Raw genomic sequence first — 19,950 nt, forward strand, 5'->3', positions numbered from 1 at the left:
AATAAAAGTTATTTTTTTCACTAGTAAGTTATTTTTTTGTCTTTCTAATTCTTTTTCTCTTGTTTTGCAAAGTAATCTTTTACCAGTTTTGCCACTGTTCCTGACAACAGGAATAATGCGATCAAGTTAGGGATAGACATCAGACCATTACAGGTATCTGCAATTCCCCAGATGATACCAAGATCCACTGTTGCACCAAGGATTGCGACCAACGCATACACGATCATAAATGGTTTCACAACCTTTGTTGTAAATACAAACTCGACACATCTTGCTCCGTAAAGTCCCCATCCAAGAATCGTTGAGAATGCGAAACAGCACATTGCAATTGCAGTAAAGATCGTCACCCAGCTTCCATACGTTGTTACGAATCCTGAGATGGTAAGCTCCGCACCTGCTGCCACGCCGTACTGGATTCCTTCGCCTCCACAAAGGATAACCAGTGCTGTCAGTGTACAGATCACGATCGTGTCAGCAAATACTTCAAAGATTCCGAACATTCCCTGTTTTACAGGTTCATCTGTATCTGCACATGCATGTGCGATCGATCCGGTACCAATTCCGGCCTCATTCGAGAAGATACCTCTGGAAACACCACGTCTCATAGTCATAAACATGCTTCCAACCACACCGCCGGTAAATGCGGACGGGTTAAATGCTCCTACAAAGATCATCTCAAATACATGTGGAACTTTGTCTGCATTCAGTACAACTACTCCGATTGCAAGGATGATATAGAATACTGCCATGAATGGAACCAGCTTCTCTGTTACGGTACCGATACGTTTTACTCCACCAAGTAAAACAACCGCTACCAGTGCTGCAATCACAATTCCGATCACCAGATTCACCATACTTATCTGTGCGTCATCAATCACATTGTAGCTTATAAGTGCTGAATCGATGGATGTCGTAATGGTATTTACCTGTGTTGCATTTCCTGTTCCGAGTACTGTCAAACTTCCAAGGATCGCATAGACCGAAGCCATCCAGTACCATTTCTTGCCAAGACCGTTCTTGATATAATACATCGGGCCCCCAACATAATCTCCCTCTGCATTCTTCTCTCTGTAATGAACCGCAAGTGTAACTTCTGAGAACTTCGTACACATTCCAAGCAATGCGGACACCCACATCCAGAACACTGCTCCTGCTCCTCCGATTGCAATCGCACCGGCAACTCCGGCAATATTTCCCGTTCCTACCGTTGCCGCAAGCGCCGTACACACTGCCTGGAATGGAGTGATACTACCTTCTTTCGCTTCTGACTTTGTGAAGATACGTCCGATAGAATTCTTAATGGCATACCCAAATTTTCGGAACTGTATAAATCCTGTACGAGCTGAAAGTACAAGCCCTACACCGATGATACAGACCATTGCCGGAACCCCCCAGACGAAATTGTTAACGGCCGCATTCACGTTTTCAATTGTTTGTAACATTTCTTTTCCTCTCTTTCGTCGTTCGATGCCTTGATAATAGCATACCTTTGTTTTTTTGTATATAATTATTTTTGCACATTTTACATATATGTTATTATTTTCACATATCTTTTTATGCATTATGCACAATATTTTTTATGTTTTTGACGATTTAGACTCAAAAAGATTGGAGCATGCTTCATTTACATGATATATAAATAACGACAAAAAATTATCATTATCTATAAGTTTTTGCCTCTTTTTTTCGCATTTCCGAGTGATTTTTCCCTTTTCCACGTTCTCTGTCTTGCAACTTTTGCAGATTCATGTTTAAATCTAATTATCAATATTACTTTCGGAGGAACTATATTATGAAAGATATGAAGGAATTGCTTCATTCTGCACATCTTACCAAGACACAAAAGATCATTGCAGAATATGTTCTGGATAATGCTTCGGAAGCCTGTTTTATGACATCAACGGAGATCGCATTAAAACTTGGGGTAAGTGAATCTTCCGTGATCCGTTTCAGCCGTACGATCGGATTTGACGGCTTTATGGATTTTCAGAAAGCATTGCGTAAAGATTATCAGGATAAGGTACTCAGCATTTCCAGCAGTATTACGGTCCCATCCCAGCGTATCGCAAAGCAGGCCAAATTAGACACCTCTTCTGATTATATCAACCGGCATTTTAAGAATGCCGCACATAACCTGGAAGAAATCTTTATTCAGAATTCTATCGAGACATTTGAGCAGGCTGCTGATCTCATTGTCTCCAGCAAGCACAAATATATTGCAGCAACAAGAGGCAATATCTGTCTTGCGGATTTCTTTCTCCTGTATCTGAAGCAGATGGTTCCGCATGTGACTATGACAACCACCACTTCTATGAGTCCGATCGACCATATGTGTAACATCTCACATACAGATTGTCTGGTACTGTTCAGTTTTCCTCGTTATTCTTCGCAGGATGAAGTAACTGCAGAGATGGCACATGACGCCGGTGCCTCTATTATAGTCATTACGGACAAACCAAGTTCTCTTCTTGCGAAATATGCCGACATACTTCTTACAGTACCTGTAGACAGTAATACATTTTTCAATTCTATGATCGGACCACAGTTTGTAACAGAGGCTCTGCTTGAAATCATCAGCCACAGAGCAAAAGGGATTGAAAAAAGGCTGAATATCATTGATAAATATCTGAATAAACTTGGAAATTACTAATATACCGGCAGCTTTTTCCGGACATATGGCAATCTACAGGACCTTCCACTGGCAGCTCCTTACGAACGCATGGCGATAAAAAGAGCCTGTGATAAAACATTTATCTGTTTTTTCACAAGCTCTTTTTTGTCTCTATCTTCCTGCCAGTTTCATTCTCTTTTTCTTTCGCCAGAAATAATACGGGATCAGACACAACAGTGTCCCTCCCCATGCAAGCGGATAGCTGATCAGCAGAACTTCCACCTCATGATGGATCTTCGTAAGAATCATGATCCACGGAAGTCTTACAAAGAACAATCCTCCAAACGTAAATATCGTCGGCCAGAATACATCTCCCAGCCCGCGCAGGCCTCCCGACAGATTTTCAAGTAGTACACTTAACAGATAACTCGGTATCAGGAAACGCAACATATATACTCCGATCTCAATAACTTTCGGATCTGCCGTGAACATATGATATAATGGCTCGCAGAATACAAAAAGTATTACAATAATCGCTCCCGTAAATATATAAGAGATCACCACATTCACCCGGATGCTCTTATATACCCTGTCCATCTTTCCTGCTCCGTAATTCTGTCCGGCAAATGTCGTCACTGCTGCTCCAAGCGCACTCGATACCGTCCAGAAGATCAAGTCAAGCTTTCCATAAGCTGCCCATCCAGCAGCGGTATCCGTACCAAAGCTGTTGACCGATGCCTGGATCACCACATTCGTCACACCGTATGCACATGCCTGAAGCGCTCCCGGAACACCGATCTTCAATTCTTTTTTCAATACTCTGGCATCCATCCGAAGCTCTCGGAACTTTAATTTCATAGCATCATATGCCCTGGTCAGCGACCATGTAACCAGAATTGCACTGACACACTGCGAAATCACAGTTGCAAGTGCAGCTCCGGCAATTCCCATCTTCATTCCTACCACCATAACGATATCCAGGATGATGTTCATCACACAACAGACCAGCAGATACAAAAGTGGTCTTCTGGAATCACCGACCGCTCTCATGATTGCTGCTCCCATATTGTAGACCAGTGTGAACAGAATTCCCATAAAATAAATTCTGAGATAGATTGTGGAATCTGCCATCATATCCTGCGGTGTATTCATAATTGTAAGCAGCCACGGTGTCAACACTGTACCAACCAGCGATACGATCAGACTGATCACAATAGAGAACAAATATGCCGTATGTAGTCCCACATGCAGACTCTTTCTGTCCTTTGCACCATAATATTGTGCGATGATAACCGCGGCTCCATTCGCCAGACCATTAAAGAATGTAACCACGATCGTTGATAATACTGCTGCCGGTCCGCCGACACTGGCAAGTGCCGCTTTTCCCACAAAACGTCCCACTATGATCGTATCTACCGTTGTATATAATTGCTGGATCAATGTTCCCAGCATGATTGGAAAAAAGAATATCAACAACTGTTTCCAGATAACACCTTCCGTGATCGCATTTTTTTCAATCGTTTTTTCCCCCATTTTTTGTTCCTCTCTTGCTTTTTCCACATTTTTTGTTTTTTCCGGCGTATTTTTCCCTTTCATCCACCTTTAAATGAGTGATATTCCCACTTTCATCACTCCGGCCAGTATCATCACCCATATTGGATTCATTTTCACTTTTCGAAGTAATATCATGCAGACTGCAAAAATCAGTACCAGACTCCACTTCGTCCCTGTAACTATGATCAGATCCCTGCTTCCCCAGAATGCCGTGATCAGGATTGAGATTCCTGCCGCCGCGATCATCGCCACAACTGCAGGTCTTAAAGACCCCAGCACACCTTGCAGTACCTCCATGCTGCGATATTTTAAATAGAGTTTTGCAATGACAGTTACGATAATACACGAGGGCAGAATGCATCCAAATGTTGCCGCCAGAGCACCCGGTATCCCTGCAATCTTGATTCCGACAAAGGTTGCTGAATTCACTGCGATCGGTCCCGGTGTCATCTGAGAGATTGTAATAAGATCCGTAAATTCTGACATACTAAGCCAATGATGTCCCGTCACAACCTGTCCCTGTATCAGGGGCATCGCCGCATAGCCACCACCAAAGCTGAACATCCCAACCTGTAAAAAACTTAAGAAAAGCTGCAGATATATCATTTGCCTGCTCCTTTCCTGCTCATACATGTGCGTAAGACACCCAACAATCCACATATGATCACAATATACACAACATTTACCTCAAATACACAGGATGCCACAAATGCACCTGCCATGATCAGCAGCGAGATTCCGTCTTTTTCCTTCACTACACCTGTTCCCATCTCATACGTCACCGATGCAATCACCGCTCCGACTCCCGCCTGCATGCCTTCCAGCATCTGACTTACCAGCTCATTACTGCGAAATGTATTATAGCAGACAGAAAGCAACGATATAATAACAAATGGCGGAATAATTGTTCCAATGATCGATACCAGTACACCGGTAATCCCCGCAAGCTTATATCCTACGACAATCGCTCCATTTATCGCAATCGCCCCGGGTGAAGACTGTGCGATTGCAACCAGATCCAGCATTTCTTTCTCTTCGATCCAGTGAAGTTCATCTACGAATTTCTTCTTCATCAAACTCACGATCACGTAGCCACCGCCGAATGTAAATGCACTTAAATATAATGTTGAAATGAATATCTTCCATAAGACTTTTTTTCTGCTGTTCATATTCGATTTCCTTTTTCTCCTGTGATTTCAACTCTAATGTAACACATGTCATATTTATATTATACACTTTTTAAGATAATAAAAAATTTTTAAATATCCACAAACAGCAATTTTGATCTTCTTTTTCATATGTTATAGTTTAAAACTATATCAAACCCACAATTTTAAGTATTATGCAAAAAACTATTACATCTGGCATAATAAAATCATCAACTAAGCAAAGACAAATAATCAAAAAATCGGAGGTTTTCATATGATAAAAGACACATTAACTTATGACATTGTAGGTTCTTTTTTACGACCTGCAGAAATTAAAGAAGCACGTAAAGCTTATAAAGACGGTAAGATTACAAAAGAAGAATTAACACAAGCCGAAGATCTTGCAATCGCATCACTGGTAGAAAAGGAAGTAGCACACGGTTTGAAATATGTAACAGACGGAGAATTCCGCCGCAGGTGGTGGCATTTGGACTGGCTCAAAGAATTTGATGGATTCGATACCATTCATTTCACAAAAGAAATCAATGGAACCAGTAATGAAATTGAGCTTGGAACCGTTACCGGTAAATTCTTCTATGATAAGAACAAGGCACATCCGGAGCTTTGTGCGTGGGACTATCTTCATTCTCTGACACAAAAATATGACGGTATTACGGCTAAAAAATGTATTTCCGGCCCGAATATGATCCTGATTGATCACTTCCTTCAGCTTGGTAATAAAGAGACACCTTATTACGGGACAGACATCCATGCACTGATCGATGATATTGCAAAAGCCTATCAGGATGCAATTTTAGATTTCTACGACCATGGCTGCCGTTATCTTCAGATTGATGATACATCATGGACTTATCTCATCGATGAGAACTTCCAGAAAAAGATAACTGCTCTTGGATATACAAAAGGACAGATTCTGAACTGGTTCCAGCTTGTATCAACAAAAGCTCTGGAACACAAACCGGAAGATTTCTTTATTGCAACACATTTCTGTAAAGGAAACTTCAAGGGAAATCCTCTGTTCCATGGATTTTACGATTCCGTTGCCCCGGTAATCGCTGAAATTCCGTATGACGCATTCTTCGTGGAATACGACGATGCCCGTTCCGGTTCCTTTGCTCCATGGTCTGTCCTGAAAGATAAGGATGCTATCTTTGTCGCAGGATTAATCTCTACCAAGAACCCGATTCTGGAAGATCATGATTTTCTTAAAAAACGTTATGCCGAAGCCCGCTCCGTAGTCGGAGAGAAGATCGCACTTTCTCCGCAATGTGGCTTTGCTTCCGTTGAAGAGGGCAACTGTATTGATGAAGAGACACAGTGGAAGAAGATTGATCTTCTGGTATCTTGTCAGGATTTTCTGTAAAAACGCAAGAGAAGCTGCCAGTGGCAGCTTCTTTCAAATGCATGGCAATCAAAATCAGTGCTTCTTTACATAGTAAGAAGGCAGCTATTCATAACTGCCTTCTATATTCCCGTATTTCATACTATTTTTCAAATGGAATACAATTCCATAATTCCAATAATTTTATTTTTCCTGTTTCTTTTTCCCATTGTTCCTTACTCAGTATCACTTTATCAATTTTTTCCGTTTTAAGTTTCTCCGTCCCACAATGTTCCTGCTGTCTCTTACAATAAAGCATTTCAATCTTTCCAAAATACTCCGAATGTTCTTTCCCTGTTACAACTGCATCTAATGCCACATCCCTGACTTCTGAACCATCAAAACTAATCAACAGAACATGATCACTCACAATATTCCGTCCAGCGATACTTTTTACTCTAAATTGATCAATACCATTTCGTTTTCCCCAAAATTCCAACTCCACAGGCTCTTCTACTGCTTTTGAAATAACGGAAATTTCTGAATTGTACTTTGATGTTAATTTTTCCGTTTCCTTCTCAGGTGTTTTTATTGACTTATCATTTTTCCCTGAAATCATCCAGGTTAACATCACCATGATTCCCAATATGACAATAACACCTATCAACCAGCCAGGTATTACATGCCACGATGATTTTACTCCTGCTGTTCCTGCAGCTCCCATAAATATTCCCCACACAATCAACATTGGATATCTTACTTTTCTCATTTTCTCTTTCATACTCTTACGCCCGCCTTTCTTCTACTTAATCTTTACACTTGCCTCGCTTTCATTGCGAGAAACTTCTTTTTCTTGCTTATAATGTAAACGATCAAGTAACTTGAAGGTCAATATTTTTCAAGAAAATTTAATAGAAAATCGGAATCTTGGTATTTTATCATAAAGTGATCAAATGTGTTCAAGCTTTTTGAAACAAAAATAAGAGAAACGCTGTAATTTCAACGTTTCTCCCATTTTTACTTAATGCCGCAGACCGGAATCGAACCGTTTTACTTAATCTCAAATACTGATAGAAAGGGGCTTTGAAGACTTCATCACGGTTGCGGTGTTCAAAAAGTGTTCAAACGTTTGTCGCATACAAACTTGAAGTTATCTTTTTCCTAATGGCAATGCTATTAAATTTCCCAATAATGCAATAACAGCATATCCAACTACATAAACCCATGCACTTGAGTTATAAAATATAAATATAGATGGCGCAAACATTATTGCTACAATCAAAATATACCAGAAGTTAAAACCATTCCTAATCCCATAAAAAACAGAGGTTATTAAACATATTAGAGGAATAATTACTAACATAACAATCATTGCACTTCCTGTGTTTTTTATAAACCAAGGAACGATATAAAAATCTATCAGCAACAGTAGGTAGAAAACCATGTTCTTTTTTAATTTATCCATCATATCATCATCCTTTCAAATTCCGATTTGTCTGTTTCATGTTATACACAGTATAATTCCATTTTATAAAATATTCAATTAAAAAGGTATGCGAATATTTTTTATTTCCGCATACCCATTTATCACTTTATTCTTTTACATATCGAATTAACTCACCAATTTCACATTCAAAATAGTTGCATAGTTTACAGATTAAATTTGCGTCCAGTCTTTGAAATTCATTTCTGCAATATCTATTGAAATTTGACCTCGGTATGTCAAGTTCCTTACAAATCGTATTCTTACTGATACCTTTTTCTTGTAACAGTTCTTCTATTCTTAATTCTAAATGTCCATAATTCATGTTCCGCACCTCTACATAAAGTATATTTATTAAATCTTTATGTAGTAATTCACTATATAGTGAGGTACTATATAGTCAGTCCTTTGTTAATAACACAAAAGAGGTATGTACATGAAAAAGAAAATCATAGCAACAATCACAATGCTCTGTTTACTGACCGTTCTCTATAATTATCTCAGACTGCCGGACTATCATATTACTAACAGCATGTCCCTTAGCAGTGCAGATACCAGAGATACTGAATTGACTGTAATTGTTTACAAATGTTGGGGAATTGATGGAGTAATCAAAGACATTGAAAACGAACATAACAAAATTAACGGTACACCTACCACCTTGGAAATCAAGCTCTATTATCCAACTTATTACTTGCACAATAATAGCAAGCCATTCCGAACTACAACCATTGAATATAATAAAAAAGAATAGCACTCTATTACTGCTTTTGAAGTAGTATCGGCTATTCCCTCTCCTTATATTCTTTTGTTCGTATTTTCGCAAACTAACGTTCCGCAAGGATGCCCAGTGCGACGGTTCCTAACAGGGCGGCGGGTCGACTGGGCAAGTGGACGGCTGGGAAGCATTTTCTACTCAACAACATATTTAACGTTTGATTCTCTCCGTCCCTCATATTTCTCCTGTGCTAACAGTTTATCAAGAAATGCTGACACTTCTTCCATGTCTTCACTGTCTATCAAATCCAGTTTTATCAATACATCAAGGTCTGTCTGATTCTTCGGTTGTATTGAGATCGGCTGAGATGTATCCACAACCACTTTCAACTTTTTTGTCTTATTTGCTGTTTCAATGTCCGTAGTTAATCCCATAACGTGGCTTTTACTCACGCCGAATATCTGTGATAATTTTTCCCATATAGATTCATCTCTCGGCGTTCCGTTTCCATTTTCATAGTTCGTAAGCATACTTTGTGAAATGCCTAATTCTTTTGCAAGTTCCGCAACGGTTATATTCTTTTCTTTCCGCAATTCTTTTATTTTATTCATAGCGAACCTCCTTTATAAGCACATTATATTTCATCAAATTTTCTCTGTCAATCTTTTTATCGGATATTCAGATATTTTCTATTGACATTCTGCTACGCTTGTTTTATCATAAGGTTATCTTAATATCTGATAATCAGATATATATAAGGAGGTGAAACGATGATTAGAGGAAATGACTTTATTTTAAATCCAGACAAACTGCAAGAGGACTTTCAGTTAGTAGAAGTTTCTGACTGGGTAGACTTTTCTACAAAAGAAAAATTAGGATTCTACTATACAGTTCTTCTCCCAAAATTAAAGTTTGAAAAAGTCAAAGTAGGCATTAAAGCTAACACAGCGATTGTTACCAACGAAGAACTTGAACAAAAAGGGCAGATTCCAGTCTCATTTGATGGATTACATACTTGGGCTAGTCTCTATAATGGACGTCTTTCTGTCAAAGCAGAAGCTTCTAATATCAGAAAAGTGGGAATGAAATAATTTCCCTACTATGTCAGCCAGTCAGTGCCGGACAACGTCATAGGTGCTGAACTGGCTGACCTCTATACTTGATATATAAAACAACATCTTCCGAAAACAATCGGAACATTCATTACAAAAATTGGGATATGAGGTGAGATTCGTGAGCAAAACAAAAGAGTGTTTTGCATACAATACGAAAATCATTGAAACTCCTACTACAAAAGAAGTATATATTTACGAAAACCCTATTTTTATTCACTCGAAAGAAAAGGCAGATTTAACAGACACAAGTAACCGAAAAAAATTTGATGAAATGTCAGCTCATAAGCAATATGACAGTTTAAAACGCAAGCAGAAGCATTACGAACAGGCTCGTTGGGATATTGCCCGTATTGTTGACTGCAACTTTGATAACAAAACAAAATTTGTAACGCTGACATTTAAAGAAAACATTCAGGAAATCCTGATAACTAACCGAGAATTTAAGTATTTTATCCAGCGATTAAATTATTATTTGTACCATACCAAAACCCAGTTATTAAAATACCTTGCAACGTGGGAGAAACAGAAGCGTGGAGCAATCCATTATCATGTTATTTTCTTTGATTTTCCGTATATAGCAAAAGAAAAATTACAGAATTTATGGTCACATGGATTTATTAAAATCAATCGCATTGATGTAGACAGCAAAGAAAACAGAGGTCGTTATCTTAGCAAGTATTTTGGAAAAGACCTTGATTTGAAAGAACATAAGAAAAAAGCCTTTTTTAAATCTCAAAATCTGAAAGTTCCACACGAAACAAAAGTCATGCTGACCGAAGACATTTTACATGACTTACAAAAAGAAAATATCGTCTTTCAGAAAGAATACACAAGGCAAATTTACGATACCAACGCTTTCTTATCTACTGGTTCATGCTTAAAGGACAGCAGTGTTATCTACATCAAAATTAAAAAAGAAAATCCTTGCGTAAAGGGGGAATCTTATGGATAATCCCGTTACGTTTTCAGATATAACATTATTGAATACGTTAGCCACCTGTGCTAACATGACCACAGATGAAGTCTTCAAAGATTTTAAAATTATGGCAAATAAAAAAATCTTGAAGAATCACAAATATGAAATTTATTACTCGGAATCAGAAAAAAGCTGGCGTACTTATTTACCCGATGAAACCAAACCTAACAAACGCCGTCCTGTTAAGAGGAAGAGTAAAGAGAACCTTGAAAAAGAAATCATCAGATTTTATATCGAAAAGCAGAAAGCTGAAAACCGTCAGAATGTCACACTAGAAGAATTATATGCTGAATGGCTTTTGTATAAAAGAGATTATACTTCCGTAAAAGCAAAAACAATTCAAGAATATGTATCTGAATGGAATAGATTTTTCAAAGATACAGAACTTGTTAAAATGAAGATAGGCGAAATCAAACCAATCACGCTTATCCGCTTTTTCAGAGAAGCTACAAAAGACCGACAGTTCACGCACAAGCGAGTCAGTAATGCCCGTTCTGTTTTGAATGGAATCATGAGTTATGCGATCGAAGAAGAAATTATATCACATAATCCTGTCTCTGATGTGAATTTCAAACAGTTTACCTATAAGCCAGTAGAAGTACAAAGTGACAATGTATTTTCCCGTGATGATACGCATAAGTTATTAAATTATCTTCGGTGTATCATAGAGCCATATTCTCTTGCAATACAGTTATCTTTCTATCTGTTTATCCGTGTTGGAGAAACAAAAGCTATCCGTTGGGAAGATATTGACTACAATAACAGGCTTGTATATCTTCACAGACAGGCGACCTGTGAACGTACATTGAATGATGATTTAACATTCTCAAGCCGAAAAGTAAAAGTAGTAAATCAAATGAAAGGAAATACTTCTCATGGATTCCGTAAACAGTTCCTTACAGACGAAGCACTTAAAATTCTTCACAAAGCAAAGGAATTAAATCCAAATGGAATATATGTCTTTGAACCCAACGGCGAGATTATGACAACAGACAGCTTTAATCGCCGTTTGAAGAAATATTGCAAAGAAGCCGGTGTTCCTTATCATTCCAGTCATAAAATCCGCTTTTACAATGCTTCAACAGCTTTTGACGGAAATAATCTTACAACCCTTAGTTATTTAATGGGACATAGTGAGACAGCTACAACATTGCATTACTTGCGGAATGTCAATAAGAGGAAGAATGACAGGCTTGCTTTTCAGAATCTTGGTATTTCATCATAAAGTGTTCAAAGGTGTTCAAACATTTTAAAACAAAAAAATAAGAGAAACGCTGTAAATTCAACGTTTCTCCCATTTTTAACTAATGCCGCAGACCGGAATCGAACCGGTACGAGAGGTTAGTCCCGCAGGATTTTAAGTCCTGTGCGTCTGCCAGTTCCGCCACTGCGGCATACAAGATGAATCGTGATAACTTACTATCACGAAATGGGACCAATAGGGCTCGAACCTATGACCCTCTGCTTGTAAGGCAGATGCTCTCCCAGCTGAGCTATGATCCCATATGTAATTGTTTATCGCCTGCTCACTAAAAGTGACAAGCAAGCGACCCAGAAGAGACTCGAACTCTCGACCTCCGCCGTGACAGGGCGGCGCTCTAACCAACTGAGCCACTGGGCCATTCATGGACCTTCGGGGACTCGAACCCAGGACCGATCGGTTATGAGCCGATTGCTCTAACCAACTGAGCTAAAGGTCCAAAATCTTTAAGTCCCGTAAGGACTAAGCCGATGATCGGACTCGAACCGATAACCTGCTGATTACAAATCAGCTGCTCTGCCAATTGAGCCACATCGGCATTTACCTAATTGCTTAGGCAGTGACTCCAACGGGAATCGAACCCGTGTTACCGCCGTGAAAGGGCGATGTCTTAACCGCTTGACCATGGAGCCATATCTCAGTCACTGTTTTGTGTTTTTTATTTCTCTTGCGTGACCGAGATTTATATTATCATAACACAATACCTTTTGCAAGTGTTTTTTTGAATTTTTTTTATTTTTTTCAAAAAAACTTATTTTTGCGTATTTTCTGCCATTTTCAGAAGTGCTCTATTCTTCTATTTCGCGCTCGTCATTAGCGACTCTTTCAATATGCATCGCCAAATATCCTGTCTCGACTTCTTCTAATTTCACACCAAGGCTCTCACCTACCTGATCACAGACTGCCTGTGCCATTCCAAACGATTCTGGAAATTTCACTTCCATGTAATCATTCATATTCACCTTCAGCTTCTCACCGCTTAAGGCTCTTGCTACCATATAACGGATATGGTTCATCAGACGGTTATAGGATAACGATGCGATATCGATCGGCTTTCCGATTGCTTCTTCTACCATGCTGATACACTCTCTGACAGATCTTGCCATCTGCATCGCCTGCGATACTTTCTCATCCTCTATCGCCGAATGAATGTGAAGAGCCACATATCCAACCTCATCATCTTCTATATCAATGTCAAACTGCTTTTGAAGAAGCGGGCGGATACTTTCTGCCGCTTTGAATTCCATGTGAAATAATACACGGATATCCTCTGTGAGCGGATTACTGATCTGCTCATGATTCTGAATACGTTTTACTGCAAATGCAATATGGTCTGCAAGCGGGAACAATACCATACGGTCAATCTTCCCGAATATCTTTTCCGCCTCGTCGAGCACGGCATTCGTTACTTCTAAGAATTCCGGTGCGATGGACTTTACGATTTCTTTTGCCCCGCCCCGTTCTTTATATTTTTGGAGAGAATATAAACGGTCTTCTAGTCTTACTTCGATTCTTTCTGCAACTTTCCTGCCGAATCCGACTCCCTTTCCCATGATCAGGACTTCTTTGTGATCATCCTGATGGATGGCCATTACAGTATTATGATTTAAAACTTTTTCTATCCTGTACATCATATCCCCACTCGCATTTCCACATTAGATTCTTTTACGCTTCATAGATATCAATCGCGAAAAGCTCATCTCCTGCCTTGATCTCACCTTCATTCAGAAGACGGATCTTCTGGTTGTCTTCCAGCTCTGTGCAGAGAACCGGTGATGCTACAGACGGTGCATTCTCTCTCAGATAATCCAGATCCAACTTCAGCATCGGATCACCCTTCTTCACTGCCTGTCCGTTCTCAACGAAGCACTCGAATCCTTTTCCGTCCAGTTTTACCGTATCAATGCCAACATGGATCAGAAGGCTTACTCCGGATTCTGTCATGAATCCGATTGCATGCTTGGTATCGAATACGAAGCATACTTCTCCGTCTTCCGGTGCTCTTACGATCGCATCTTCCGGTGTCACAACAGCACCGTCTCCCATCATACGTCCGGCAAATGCTTCATCCGGCGTTGTGGAAAGATCTGCCGCAAGTCCTGTGATTGGACTTGAGATCACGATTGTATCTACTACTTTCTTTTCTCCTGCCTTGTCTTCTATTGTAGCATCTTCTGATGCATTCTGACCAGTACTTTCTGTATCCTTCTGTGGCTCATACAGCTCTTTTGGCGCATGTTCCAGATAATCTTCCAGGTTCGCCTTAATAACTGTCACACTCGGCCCGTAAATGACCTGTACGCCCTGTCCACGGTGTACCACGCCCGATGCTCCGGTTGCCTTTAAGATTCCATCATTTACCAGATCCGGATTGCTTACCGTACAACGAAGTCTTGTCGCACAGCAGTCTACATCTTCAATGTTCGCAGATCCTCCAAGTCCTCTTGTGATCTCCGCACTCAGTGAATCTTCCGAACCAGCTGTTGCACCAGCTTCCGTATTTCCTGCTTTTCTCGCATTTACATCTGCTTTTGTATAAAGCTTTGTCTCTTCGTCATTATCTTCACGTCCCGGTGTCTTGAGATCTAACTTCTTGATCAGGAATGAGAAGATAAAGTAATACAGGAAGAAATAGATAATTCCTACCGGAATGATTCTGATCCAGCTTGTCTTCGCATTTCCCTGAAGGATACCGAATAACAGAAAATCTAAGAATCCACCGGAGAATGTAAGTCCTACCGCAATATTCAGGATATGTGCGATCATGTATGCACTACCTGCCAGTACCACCTGCACTGCAAAAAGAACCGGTGCTACGAACAGGAAAGAGAACTCCAGAGGCTCTGTGATACCTGTTAACATACATGTCAGTGCTGCGGAAAGAAGAAGTCCGCCTGCTGCTTTTTTCTTCTCTGGTTTTGCTGTACGGTACATTGCAAGTGCCGCTCCCGGAAGTCCGAAGATCATGAAGATGAACTCACCTGAGAAATATCTCGTTGCATCTGCGCTGAAATGCGTAATATGTGCAGAATCAGCAAGCTGTGCGAAGAAGATATTCTGACCTCCCTGGATCAGCTTTCCGCCGACTTCCATCGTTCCGCCGACAGCTGTCTGCCAGAATGGAAGATAGAATACATGGTGCAGACCGAATGGGATCAGTGCACGTTTTACAATACCGAAGATCAGTGTTCCAAAGTAACCCGTTCCTGTTACCAGACCACCCAGTGCATAGATACCGTTCTGCACGATTGGCCATACGAAATACATTGCGATTCCGACGAACATATAAGTAATCGTTGAAATGATCGGTACGAATCTGGAACCGCCGAAGAATGATAACGCATTCGGCAGTACGATCTTGTGGAAACGGTTGTGAAGTGCCGCAACACCAAGACCTACAATGATACCGCCAAACACACCCATCTGCAGTGTATTAATTCCACATACCGAAGCAATCGTTCCTTCAAGCACATTCTTGGAAATGGTTCCGTCTGCCGCGATCTTACCACTGATTTCAAGCATACTGTTAATAGAAATGTGCATAACAAAGTATGCGATCAGTGCAGATAACGCTGCAACTTCTTTCTCCTTCTTTGCCATACCGATGGCTACGCCAACGGCAAAGATAAGCGGAAGGTTGTCGAAAATTGCACTTCCGACTTTGTTCATGATGATCAGCAGCGAATGAAGAAGTGTTCCTTCTCCTAAGATTCCCTGCAGTCCATAAGTTGCGATCGTTGTGGCATTGGTAAAAGAACTACCAAGGCCAAGGAGCAATCCTGCTACCGGAAGGATTGCGATCGGGAGCATGAAGCTTCGCCCTACTCTTTGCAATACGCCAAAGATTTTGTCTTTCATAGTTTTTCTCCTTTTCTTTGTACAGGTATCTATGCATAGTGTAGGCTCTTTTGAAGATGCTATACGTGATGATGATTTTCACATCATTATAAATACAAAAAAGAGGCACTAACTCTGCATAAATACTACTAATTTATACATAGTTAATGCCTCGTTCACTAACAAGTAACATACTATATTAATATAATATCACCATTCACATATTCTGTCAATCCACTCATTTATTTTTTTATAACTTTCTCACCGAATTTCCGTCATTTAATTTTGCTGGAAAGCGATATGCATAATTCTTTGTCTGCCAGTTCTCATCATCCATCATACGCAGCAGATGATTTCCCGTAATCCGCCCCAGCTTATTTTTCGGATGTATGGCAGAGAGCAATTTTATATCTGTCGTATCCTGTAATTCCGCATCATCAAAGGATACAACAGACAGATCTTCCGGAACATGTATTCCCCTTTCTTCCAGGAACTCCAGATACACCCATGCGACTTCGTCATTGTAGATCAGAAGTGCTGTACACTCCCTGGTATGACGGTAAATATGTGCAAGTCCTTTTTTACTGAACTTATCTTCCATTTCTCTTGTGGAATACCAGCGGATACAGTCGTCATCGTATTTGATGCCATAATCGGACATACACTGTATAAATCCCTTATAACGTGCAATCCCCTGCATGTCATCATATTTCAGGATTCCTCCAATTTTCCGGTGTCCATGTTCGATCAATATCCTGGTAAGTTCATACGCTGCCCGTGTATCGGACATTTCCACACTGTCAAATGCCATATTTTCATAATGGTTATGAATAAAAATTGTAGGGATATTTCTTTTCTTAATCTCTTCATACAGACGGATATTCGGGTTCGGAAATGCAGAGCGTGACCCTTCTATGATCAGTCCTGATACATTGTTCTTAAGCATTCCTTCCAGATACGCTGCCTCATCATTCAGACGATTCTTTGTAATCGCTACACCAATCCGATATCCTTTTTCGCTCAGGGATGATTCTATTCCGTCATATACCTCTGGAAAGAGATATTCGGAATAATAGCTCAAAAGTAACCCTACCTGCGGACGGTTGTCATCAATCAACTGTCCCTCATAAGACACATACGTTCCACTTCCCCTCACACGGGTGATCAGACCTTCTTCTTCCAGCTGCTGCAGTGCTGTCCTTACGGTCTGTCTGGAATAGCCAAATTTCTTCTGCAGACTCGTCTCTGAAGGAAACTTATCCATATTCTTGATCACTCCACTCGTGATCAAGGTATGTGCCCAGTTATATAATTTTTGATATTTTAAGCCTTCCTGATTCGTGTTCTTCATAACCTCTCCATATACCAATTACGGGCAAAAACATCAAAGAATGCCTTTGCCCGTAATGAATAAATAATTTTATTATTTGATAACCGTAAGTGATTCACGGTCTGCGAATACTGCTACGAAGATCAGGAATACAACTCCCTGGATCAGCTGCATCATCTGTGTTGAGAATCCCATCATTGTCAGTCCACTGTTCAGTACAACGTAAAGAAGAGATCCGACAACGATATTTTCAAATCTTACTTTTGCTCCACCGGAAATCGGCATACCACCTAATACCAGTGCGATCAGAATCTGTGTCTCTAACTGGTTACCACCGGAAGATGTAACAGATCCGACCTTGATAACGTTGATAAACGCTGCAAATCCTGTCAGTGCACCTGCCAGTACATACATGAGGAATTTCATTCTGTCTGTGCGGATTCCTGAGAACATTGCTGCTTTTTCACCGGCTCCGATCGCTTTTAAATATGTTCCGAATTTTGTATAACGGAATGCGATAAATCCAATAACCAGAACAACTACTGTACAAGCCACTTTGAATCCTGTACTGTCATAATTGATCAATGTTGCAGAACCTGATACAGGTGCATTCGTTGTCATATATTTGATAAATCCACGGAATAAGAACATGGTACAAATTGTAACAATGAATGATTTGATCTTACGGTATACATAGAAGAATCCGTTGATCGCACCGATGATCGCACCTGATGCAATACCACCAAGAATTGCAATTGCAATTCCATGTTTTGAAAGAATACATACAACGATTGAAGCAATTCCAAGGATAGATCCCTGAGAAAAGTCCAGGCCGCCCATCGTCATAATGAAGAATACGCCCATAGCTGCAATCATTGTAACATATACCTGCGAGAATGCCAGTGACATATTTCCCATCATACGGAAATCTGTCAGGACATTGAACAGCAGGAAAATAACAACCAATCCTACGATTGGCAGGAGCGCACGAACCATCGCCATCTTAGACGCTTTCTTAAGCTGCTGCTCCTTATCGTTTGTTTTTGCACTTACTTGACTTCCCATAGTTGCCTCCTTATACCATCATCGAAATCAGACCATTTTCATCCAGGTTCTGATTACGTTCAAGTTCTCCACTGATTTTTCCATCTTTCATAATAATGATACGATCACTCATACCAATCAGCTCCATCAACTCTTCTGAGATCATGATGATGGATTTACCGTTCTTTCTCATCTGGTTCATCAACTGATAGATGTCCTGTTTTACCTTAATATCGATTCCTCGGGTAGGACTGTCCAGAACAACGATATCAGAATCTTTTCCGATCCATCTTGCAAGAACAACTTTCTGTTTGTTACCACCGGACAGATTTGAAACGAACTGGTTTACATCATTCATCTTTACAGACATCTGTTTTGCATATTTATCGGCAAACTCTCTACGTTTCTTATCGCTTAATATATGTGCTTTATTAGCAAGTTCATCTAATGATGGTAAGCAGATATTGTCACCGATACTCTGATTCAGCACAACCGACTCATTGTCACGGTCTTTGGATGTATAAGCAATGCTGTGCTTAATTGCTGTAGGAATATCGTTGATGTGTGTTCCGTCAGCCAGAACAACTTCACCTTCTCTGTCATAAGATGCACCGAAGATTGCTTTACCGATCTCATGCATACCTGATTCTGACAGACCACCGAATCCAAGGATCTCTCCTTTGTGTAAATCAAAGCTGATATCTTCGATCAGTCCTGGAACTGTAACATTCTTTACGGATAATACAACTTCATCTGATACTTTTTCACCATAGTCTGAACGATAGTAATCACCTGTTACCTCACGTCCAACCATCAGCTTCTTCAGATCATCTTCGTTCACATCTGCACTCTTGACCGTATCGATATATACACCATCCCGGAGGATTGTGATTGTATCGGATTTGTCGAGAATTTCCGGAAGGTCATGGGAAATAAAGATAACCGTATTTCCATTGTCACGAACACGATTCATCTGTTTATACAGTTCTTCACGTCCTTCCTGCGAAAGAGCAGTTGTCGTCTCATCGACAACGACGATCTTAGGATTAAAATATGTAGCTTTTACGATCTCAACCAGTTTACGGTCTTCGAAATTATAATCATCAATCATATCTCCTGCTTTGATCTTATCAAATCCATAGGATTGTAAAAGCTCATTTGCTTTTTTGTTCATTGCTGCGGTATTCTTGATCCCCAGATGAACGAACTGATCTTCATGTCCAAGGAAGATATTCTCTGCTACCGTCAGTCCGGAAAGAGTTCCAAGTTCCTGTACGATGATAGAAATACCTTCTTCATTTGCTTCTACCTGGTTCTTCGGATGAACTTCTTTTCCATCCAGAATGAACTGTCCACTTTCCAGTGTATAGATTCCTGTCAACATATTTGTCATTGTTGATTTACCGGATCCATTTTCACCGATCAGTGCGTGAACCTCACCTTTATTGATATTAAATGACACATCTTTCAACGCCTTCGTGATACCGAAGTTTTTAGAAACATGTTTTACCTGTAATCTCACTTCACTCAT

At 40.1% G+C, this 19,950-nt stretch carries 19 protein-coding genes and 6 tRNA genes; 6 read left to right on the forward strand and 19 right to left on the reverse strand.

Features of this window, described 5'->3' with window-relative positions; translation table 11 throughout:
• Positions 1–44: 44 nt before the first annotated feature.
• Positions 45–1,442 carry an alanine/glycine:cation symporter family protein gene (locus NCY30_RS03215; protein WP_022415209.1) on the reverse strand — a complete coding sequence of 466 codons (1,398 nt, stop codon included), beginning with the start codon at positions 1,440–1,442 and terminating at the stop codon, positions 45–47.
• A 350-nt stretch (positions 1,443–1,792) separates the two neighbouring features.
• Between NCY30_RS03215 and NCY30_RS03220 the strand changes: the two genes are divergently transcribed.
• Positions 1,793–2,650, forward strand: a complete 858-nt coding sequence (locus NCY30_RS03220; RefSeq protein WP_022415208.1) for a MurR/RpiR family transcriptional regulator — start codon at positions 1,793–1,795, stop codon at positions 2,648–2,650.
• Between the two features lie 132 nt (positions 2,651–2,782).
• Here NCY30_RS03220 and NCY30_RS03225 read toward each other — a convergent pair whose 3' ends face one another.
• The 3 genes from NCY30_RS03225 to NCY30_RS03235 all read right to left on the reverse strand — a co-directional run bounded on the left by NCY30_RS03225 (position 2,783) and on the right by NCY30_RS03235 (position 5,334).
• A complete protein-coding gene (locus NCY30_RS03225) occupies positions 2,783–4,144 on the reverse strand; it encodes an MATE family efflux transporter (protein WP_250818453.1) in 1,362 nt (453 codons plus the stop codon).
• A 69-nt stretch (positions 4,145–4,213) separates the two neighbouring features.
• On the reverse strand, positions 4,214–4,771 hold the full coding sequence (locus NCY30_RS03230; RefSeq protein WP_237998293.1) for a chromate transporter: 558 nt from the start codon (positions 4,769–4,771) through the stop codon (positions 4,214–4,216).
• Positions 4,768–5,334, reverse strand: coding sequence for a chromate transporter (locus tag NCY30_RS03235; protein WP_250818454.1), 567 nt, complete (start codon positions 5,332–5,334; stop codon positions 4,768–4,770). The genes NCY30_RS03230 and NCY30_RS03235 overlap by 4 nt, the downstream gene beginning before the upstream one ends.
• Before the next feature lie 253 nt (positions 5,335–5,587).
• Between NCY30_RS03235 and NCY30_RS03240 the strand changes: the two genes are divergently transcribed.
• A complete protein-coding gene (locus NCY30_RS03240) occupies positions 5,588–6,697 on the forward strand; it encodes a methionine synthase (protein ID WP_250818455.1) in 1,110 nt (369 codons plus the stop codon).
• 121 nt (positions 6,698–6,818) lie between these two features.
• Here NCY30_RS03240 and NCY30_RS03245 read toward each other — a convergent pair whose 3' ends face one another.
• The 3 genes from NCY30_RS03245 to NCY30_RS03255 form a co-directional block, all read right to left on the reverse strand.
• Complete coding sequence (locus tag NCY30_RS03245; protein WP_006427855.1) at positions 6,819–7,436, reverse strand: hypothetical protein; 618 nt, start codon at positions 7,434–7,436, stop codon at positions 6,819–6,821.
• A gap of 369 nt (positions 7,437–7,805) precedes the next feature.
• Complete coding sequence (locus NCY30_RS03250) at positions 7,806–8,123, reverse strand: hypothetical protein (protein ID WP_081733101.1); 318 nt, start codon at positions 8,121–8,123, stop codon at positions 7,806–7,808.
• Positions 8,124–8,247: 124 nt separating this feature from the next.
• Complete coding sequence (locus tag NCY30_RS03255) at positions 8,248–8,463, reverse strand: helix-turn-helix domain-containing protein (protein WP_025656187.1); 216 nt, start codon at positions 8,461–8,463, stop codon at positions 8,248–8,250.
• 111 nt (positions 8,464–8,574) lie between these two features.
• Between NCY30_RS03255 and NCY30_RS03260 the strand changes: the two genes are divergently transcribed.
• A complete protein-coding gene (locus NCY30_RS03260; protein ID WP_118660729.1) occupies positions 8,575–8,892 on the forward strand; it encodes a hypothetical protein in 318 nt (105 codons plus the stop codon).
• A 158-nt stretch (positions 8,893–9,050) separates the two neighbouring features.
• On the opposite strand, the gene NCY30_RS03265 is transcribed toward NCY30_RS03260, so the two are convergent.
• Entirely contained in the window at positions 9,051–9,467 is a 417-nt protein-coding gene (locus tag NCY30_RS03265; RefSeq protein ID WP_118660731.1) for a helix-turn-helix domain-containing protein, read from the reverse strand.
• 159 nt (positions 9,468–9,626) lie between these two features.
• Here NCY30_RS03265 and NCY30_RS03270 point away from each other — a divergent pair, with 159 nt between their 5' ends.
• The 3 genes from NCY30_RS03270 (at position 9,627) to NCY30_RS03280 (ending at position 12,172) form a co-directional block, all read left to right on the forward strand.
• Positions 9,627–9,947, forward strand: coding sequence for a hypothetical protein (locus tag NCY30_RS03270; RefSeq protein WP_118660733.1), 321 nt, complete (start codon positions 9,627–9,629; stop codon positions 9,945–9,947).
• A 142-nt stretch (positions 9,948–10,089) separates the two neighbouring features.
• On the forward strand, positions 10,090–10,923 hold the full coding sequence (locus NCY30_RS03275) for a rolling circle replication-associated protein (protein WP_173794097.1): 834 nt from the start codon (positions 10,090–10,092) through the stop codon (positions 10,921–10,923).
• Positions 10,916–12,172, forward strand: a complete 1,257-nt coding sequence (locus NCY30_RS03280) for a tyrosine-type recombinase/integrase (protein ID WP_004845968.1) — start codon at positions 10,916–10,918, stop codon at positions 12,170–12,172. Before NCY30_RS03275 ends, NCY30_RS03280 begins: the two co-directional genes overlap by 8 nt.
• A gap of 83 nt (positions 12,173–12,255) precedes the next feature.
• Here NCY30_RS03280 and NCY30_RS03285 read toward each other — a convergent pair.
• The 11 genes from NCY30_RS03285 to NCY30_RS03335 all read right to left on the reverse strand — a co-directional run bounded on the left by NCY30_RS03285 (position 12,256) and on the right by NCY30_RS03335 (position 19,950).
• Positions 12,256–12,341 (reverse strand) — tRNA-Leu (locus NCY30_RS03285).
• Positions 12,342–12,377: 36 nt separating this feature from the next.
• Positions 12,378–12,450, reverse strand: a tRNA-Val gene (locus NCY30_RS03290).
• Between the two features lie 44 nt (positions 12,451–12,494).
• Positions 12,495–12,568, reverse strand: a tRNA-Asp gene (locus NCY30_RS03295).
• A 5-nt stretch (positions 12,569–12,573) separates the two neighbouring features.
• Positions 12,574–12,647: transfer RNA gene (locus NCY30_RS03300), tRNA-Ile, on the reverse strand.
• A gap of 26 nt (positions 12,648–12,673) precedes the next feature.
• Positions 12,674–12,746 (reverse strand) — tRNA-Thr (locus NCY30_RS03305).
• A 22-nt stretch (positions 12,747–12,768) separates the two neighbouring features.
• Positions 12,769–12,840: transfer RNA gene (locus NCY30_RS03310), tRNA-Glu, on the reverse strand.
• A 156-nt stretch (positions 12,841–12,996) separates the two neighbouring features.
• Entirely contained in the window at positions 12,997–13,839 is an 843-nt protein-coding gene (locus tag NCY30_RS03315) for a PRD domain-containing protein (RefSeq protein ID WP_250818464.1), read from the reverse strand.
• Between the two features lie 34 nt (positions 13,840–13,873).
• On the reverse strand, positions 13,874–16,066 hold the full coding sequence (locus NCY30_RS03320; protein ID WP_250818456.1) for a PTS transporter subunit IIABC: 2,193 nt from the start codon (positions 16,064–16,066) through the stop codon (positions 13,874–13,876).
• A gap of 229 nt (positions 16,067–16,295) precedes the next feature.
• Entirely contained in the window at positions 16,296–17,396 is a 1,101-nt protein-coding gene (locus tag NCY30_RS03325; RefSeq protein WP_130097028.1) for a GntR family transcriptional regulator, read from the reverse strand.
• 72 nt (positions 17,397–17,468) lie between these two features.
• The gene (locus NCY30_RS03330; RefSeq protein ID WP_081021001.1) at positions 17,469–18,440 is read right to left on the reverse strand and encodes an ABC transporter permease; all 972 of its coding nucleotides are present in this window, start codon (positions 18,438–18,440) and stop codon (positions 17,469–17,471) included.
• Between the two features lie 10 nt (positions 18,441–18,450).
• Positions 18,451–19,950, reverse strand: coding sequence for a sugar ABC transporter ATP-binding protein (locus NCY30_RS03335; protein ID WP_006427865.1), 1,500 nt, complete (start codon positions 19,948–19,950; stop codon positions 18,451–18,453).

Origin of the sequence: Dorea sp. MB18-49 (assembly GCF_023669465.1) — a bacterium.
Classification (GTDB): domain Bacteria; phylum Bacillota; class Clostridia; order Lachnospirales; family Lachnospiraceae; genus Dorea_A; species Dorea_A longicatena.